The sequence below is a fragment of the Gemmatimonadales bacterium genome, from assembly GCA_030697825.1.
Classification (GTDB): domain Bacteria; phylum Gemmatimonadota; class Gemmatimonadetes; order Gemmatimonadales; family JACORV01; genus JACORV01.
The window spans coordinates 1-3,957 of sequence record JAUYOW010000172.1 but is presented as its reverse complement, the minus strand read 5'-3'; the positions used below and the strand labels follow the sequence as shown (position 1 = coordinate 3,957).

The 3,957-nt window shown below is 70.9% G+C and carries 4 protein-coding genes; all 4 read left to right on the top strand.

From position 1 onward, the window contains the following. Positions 1–568: hypothetical protein (locus Q8Q85_09340; GenBank protein MDP3774457.1), on the top strand; the 568-nt coding region annotated here is incomplete at its 5' end. A 55-nt stretch (positions 569–623) separates the two neighbouring features. After that, on the top strand, positions 624–1,766 hold the full coding sequence (locus Q8Q85_09335) for an alanine racemase (protein ID MDP3774456.1): 1,143 nt from the start codon (positions 624–626) through the stop codon (positions 1,764–1,766). A gap of 4 nt (positions 1,767–1,770) precedes the next feature. Next, complete coding sequence (locus Q8Q85_09330) at positions 1,771–2,613, top strand: aminotransferase class IV (GenBank protein ID MDP3774455.1); 843 nt, start codon at positions 1,771–1,773, stop codon at positions 2,611–2,613. Position 2,614: 1 nt separating this feature from the next. After that, positions 2,615–3,957 (top strand): hypothetical protein (locus Q8Q85_09325; protein ID MDP3774454.1); only part of this gene is annotated, 1,343 nt, incomplete at its 3' end.

Here is a 3,957-nt window from a genome sequence, read left to right as displayed (position 1 = left end):
CGGAGCAGGTCCGGGCGGCGGTGCCGGCGGCCCGGGCGGCGCTGGTGGGCCGGGCGGGGCGGGCGGGGCGTTCGGCGGAGCGCGGGCGCCGCGGGCCGACGACATCGTCTTCGTGATCACCGGTGCGGCCGGAGACACGGTGCGGACCCTTCGAGCTCCCGCCGGAGGCGGGGCGTTGCGGTGGATCACTTGGGACCTGCGTCGCGACCGGCCGCCGCTCTCGCCGTCGGCGCTGCGCGACAGCATCAGGACCGCACTGCGCCAGGCGTTGGTGCGTGACAGCATCCGCGCAGCGGCGCGGGATACCACCGGGGGGCGCCGGCCACAGTTCCCGGGCCGCGACCCGGAGCCCGGCGAGCCGGGCGTCTTCGAGGCACCGGGCGGCGGCGGCCCTGGTGGCGGTGGCGGTGGCGGCGGGGGTGGGTTTGGCGCCGGCTTTGGCGCCGGGCCGTACGTCGAGCCGGGCACGTACCTGGTGACGGTCCGCATCAACGGGATCGAGCACCGGCGCACCATCCGCGTCGAACGTCCGGTCACTTCGTCGGCGCTGGCGGGAGGCTGGCAGTAGCGCGACGGGCACGGCGGGCATTGAGCTTAGGGCGGCGCGTCGTCACTTTCATGCGATGACGCGCCGCCAGTCCGTCCAGGATATCCCGACCCCCGCGCTCCTGCTCGATCTCGGCGTCCTCGAGCGCAACATCGCTGCGATGGCGGAGAAGATCCGCCGCCTGGGCGCGCGACTACGCCCGCACGTCAAGACGCACAAGTGCATCGAGGTGGGGCGCCTGCAACGCGATGCCGGGGCGCAGGGGATCACCGCCGCGACGCTGGTCGAGGCGAGGGACTTCGCCGACCACGGGTTCGACGACATCACCTGGGCGTTCCCCGTCGTCACCGGACGCCTCGATGAAGTCGTCGCGCTCGCGAAGCGTATCACCTTCCGGGTGGTCGTGGACTCGGAGGCGGCACTCGACGCGGTGGCGGCGGCGGGGCGCGCGGCAGGCAACGCCATCCACACCTGGCTCAAGGTGGACTGCGGGTACCATCGGGTGGGCGTGGATCCGAGCGTACCTTCCAGCCTCGAGCTGGTGCGGCGCCTCAATGCGAGTAGGGGCATCGTGTTCGACGGGTTCCTCACCCACGCGGGCCACGGCTACTCGGCGAGGAACCGCGAGGAGCTGAAGCGCATCGCGGGCGAGGAGCGGTCGGCGCTGGTCGAGTTCGCGGCGCGGTGCAGGGACGCGGGGCAGGAGATCCCGGCCATCAGCATCGGCTCGACGCCCACGATGTCGGTCGTCGAGAACCTGGACGGCGTGACCGAAGCGCGTCCCGGCAACTACGCGTTCAACGACTGGACGCAGGTCGCCAACGGGGTGTGCCGGCCGGAGGACGTCGCGGTCACGGTGCTCTCGACGGTGGTCTCTCACCAGCCCGGTTCCGATCACGCGGTCGTGGATGCCGGCGCGCTCTCGATGTCCAAGGACCTCGGCCCGTCGGACCAGGCGCGCGGCCGCGGCCTGGGCCCGGTGGCGAAGGACTTGGCGGGGATGACCGTCGAGGACCGGGTCAACCTGAAGTCGGTGTCGCAGGAGCACGGTATCATTGCGGGCGCGGGCCCGGCGGACGTGGAAGGCCGCTTCGCCGTGGGCGAGAAGATCCGGGTAGTGCCCAACCACTCGTGCCTCACCGCCGCCCTGTTCGACGAATACGTCGTGGTGCGCGGCGGAGAGGTGCAGGCCCACTGGAAGATCTGGCGAGGACGCTGACGCTATGACCGTCGTCTATCTCAACGGGCATTTCATGCCCGAGGACCAGGCGCTCATCAGCCCGCTCGACCGCGGGTTCCTGTTCGGCGACAGCGTGTACGAAGTGATACGCGCGTACCGCGGGTTGCCGTTCCGCATAGAGGAACACTTCGCGCGGCTGGCATACAGCCTGGGCGAGCTGCGCATCGGTGCGTACCTCTCGCCGCTCAAGGAGCTGCCGTCGCAGCTCATCGCCGAGAACGACCTCGGGGGGAGCAACGCGCTGGTCTACATCCAGGTGACGCGCGGCGTCGCGCCGCGCTCGCACGCATTCCCGCCGCCGGACGTGAAGGCGACGATCTACGGGCGGACCTGGGCTTTCGAGCCGCCGGCTGCATGGAGCGACCCGGGGCTCTCGGTCATCCTGGTCCCCGACGTGCGCTGGTCGCGCTGCGACATCAAGGTCACGGCTCTCACGGCGAACGTGCTGGCGCACCAGCGCGCGGTCGAGTCCGGCGCGCACGAGGCGCTGCTGGTCCGCGACGGCGTGGTGCTCGAGGGGACGCTGAGCAGCCTGTTTGGCGTGTTCGAGGGCGAAGTGCGGACGGCGCCGCTCTCCAACTACATCCTCCCCAGCATCACGCGCGCGCTGGTCCTGGAGCTCTGCCGCACCGAGGGGATCCCGGTACGGGAGGTGCCGATCTACGAGCACGAGATACATCGGGCGGAGGAGCTGTTCGTCGCGAGCACGGTCCACGAAGTGGGCAGCATCCATGACGTACAGGGCCGCGCGCTGCCGGCGGAGCGGCCGGTGACGGACCAGCTCCAGCGCCTCTTCCGCGCCGCGGTCGAGCGCGAGTGCGCCTAGCGTGACAGCGGAGGACCTCGAGGCCCGGCACGAGCTGCTTTGCTTCAGACGTGCGTTCCCGCGGAACGCGGCGGAGCTGCGCCGCACGCTGAACGAACTGGAGAGATTCGAGGCTCGGGCGCGGCGCTTTCGTGACCAGCTCGCCAACACCGGCATCGCCGGGACGACCTATCGCTACCCGTTCAACCACACCATGACGCGCTGGCTCTGCGAGAGCTACGGCCGGGCGGTGGAGATAGACTGGCAGGCGTACCAGCGGCACACCTGGGACGAGATCGCGGCCATGCTCTCGCTGTGCGTAGTGTGGGCGGAGAACGAGGGTCTCGATGATGACGACGTGCCGTCGTGGGACTGGGTGAGGTGGGCGAAGAAGGGCGATCGGCGGACGGACGTGGCGTGGCTGCTGGGAACGCTGCGCGCTAGGGGCTTCCCGCCGCCGCTGGAGCGGCACCTCTTCGAAAGCCTGAGCTTGCCGCTGGTCTGGGATCTTGCCGGCTGCCGAGACGCGATCACGCATGCGCGCCTCCCGGTGCGGCGGGTGTTCTATCACCGGGAGCTGCTGCGCGAGCGGCCGGCGGACTTCGCCGCGGAGGTGCGCAAGCCGATCGGCGAGCTGGAGGCTCTGGCCCCGGCCCGTGCCGACCGGATCATCCACGCCGCGCGCGCGGCCCTCTCCCAGCGCGAGCGCGAGTTCCACGTCATCGTGCACGCCAACCGCGACGAGGTCTATCGCGTGGACGCGGGTCGCGGGCTCGATATCTACGTCATCGGTCTCGCGCGGCCCGAGCGGCTTACGCTCGAGAGCGACTTCGGCGCGCTGCTGGTCAAGAACGGGGTCCCGTTAGGCTACGGGTACGCCGTCCTCCTCTTCGACCGCGCGGACATCGGCATCAACATCTTCCCGACCTATCGCGCCGGGGAATCGCCGTACGTGTTCGCGCGGTTCGCGTCGCTCTTCCATCATCACTTCGGCGCGCGCAAGTTCATCATGCGGCGCTACCAGCTGGGCCACGAGAACCCCGAGGGGATCGAGGCCGGTTCGTTCTGGTTCTACCACAAGCTGGGGTTCCGCTCCATCGACGCCGCGGTTCGGGCGGCGGCCGACGCCGAAGCGGTGCGGCTGGCGCGGCGCGCAGGGGCACGCTCGGACGCGCCGACGCTGCGCCGGCTGGCGCGAAGCGACATGCTCATCACCAGCGACGGCACGCCGGTGGACGCTTTCCGAGACGTCGAGGTGAAGCGGGTGGGGCTCGCGGTGACGCGGATGATCGAGCGGCGCTACGGCGGCGACCGCGCGGGCGCGATGCGCGACATCACGCGGCGGGTGGCCCGCGCCCTCGGCGC